General features: G+C 57.6%; 2 protein-coding genes. Both read left to right on the top strand.

Annotation, left to right across the window (positions count from 1 at the left end):
- Positions 1-35 precede the first annotated feature (35 nt).
- Positions 36-509 carry a helix-turn-helix domain-containing protein gene (locus C8263_RS18705; protein WP_107139613.1) on the top strand — a complete coding sequence of 158 codons (474 nt, stop codon included), beginning with the start codon at positions 36-38 and terminating at the stop codon, positions 507-509.
- Entirely contained in the window at positions 497-1,156 is a 660-nt protein-coding gene (locus C8263_RS18700) for an IS630 family transposase (protein WP_107139612.1), read from the top strand. Before C8263_RS18705 ends, C8263_RS18700 begins: the two co-directional genes overlap by 13 nt.
- The last annotated feature ends 12 nt before the right edge of the window (positions 1,157-1,168 follow it).

Raw genomic sequence — 1,168 nt, 5'->3', positions numbered from 1 at the left:
CTAGTGCAGCGTTCTAGAATTTGTAATAGTTAAGGATGAGCCGACCTCTTCGGTACGTGGTGCAGTTGAGTGGTGAACAGGAACAGACCCTCAAAGCGATGGTCAGCAGAGGGAGCGGCAAGGCGCGGGTCATGACCCGCGCCCGAATTCTGCTGATGACCCATCGGCAGATCTCCGACTCAGACATCAGTGGCGCGCTTGAAATCAGCGTGCAAATGGTCCAGGCGACGCGGAAACGCTTTGTGCTGGGTGGTCTGGATGATGCCCTCTTCGACGCCCCTCATACGGGTCGACCCGCAAAATTCGATGGCAAGGACCGGGCGGCGATCACTGCGCTCGCGTGCAGTGAGGCGCCCGAAGGGCACGCGCAGTGGAGTATTCGGCTGCTCGCTGAAAAAGCCGTAGAACTGAATGTGGTCGACGAGATTGCACCGTCGACGGTGTTCTATATCCTCAAAAAAACGCGGTCCAGCCGCACCGCAAAAGGCAGTGGTGCATCGCGCAGCTGACCGCAAAGTTTCTGTGCGAGATGGAGCGTGTCCTCGACGTGTATGCACGGCCTTACGATGAGCGTTTCCCTGTGCTGTGTTTCGATGAGCAGCCCTGCTTCCTCATCGGTGATGTTCTGGCCCCGGTTCCCATGGAACCGGGACGAGTCGCCAAAGAAGACTATGAATATCTGCGATTCGGCAGTTGTGCATTGCTGCTTGCGGTCGAGCCCCGGACGGGTCGGCGGTTCGTGAAGGTCTGTGCTCGACGAACCGCCGAGGAGTACACGGCATTTATGCAGGATCTGGAACGGGCCTACCCGGTAGCCGTGCAGATCACCCTGGTCCAGGACAACCTCAATACCCATCATGGGGGCAGTTTTTACAAGTGGATGAACCCACAGCAGGCCCACCAACTGGTGGGCCGATTTGAGTGGATCTACACGCCCAAACACGCCTCTTGGCTGAATATGGCGGAGTTGGAATTCAGTGCCCTTCAAAGGCAGTGCTTGAATCGGCGTATCGCCTCGCTGGAACGGCTTCGTTCCGAAGTCGAGGCTTGGGTCGCAGCGCGTGAACGTGCTGGGGCCACACTCAGTTGGCAGTTTTCAACCCAAGTCGCCCGTCGAACCCTCCAACCCCACTACGAAGCCATTCGTATTAATTGAACGCTGCACTAG

The organism is Deinococcus arcticus (assembly GCF_003028415.1).
GTDB classification, from domain to species: Bacteria; Deinococcota; Deinococci; order Deinococcales; family Deinococcaceae; genus Deinococcus; species Deinococcus arcticus.
Note: the sequence above shows the minus strand (reverse complement) of the source record. Positions and strands in the feature narration are given on the sequence as shown.

What these genes read in the sequence shown, in the direction of transcription:
- C8263_RS18705 (WP_107139613.1), top strand. Translation starts at nt 36, where the DNA reads ATGAGCCGACCTCTTCGGTACGTGGTGCAGTTGAGTGGTGAACAGGAA.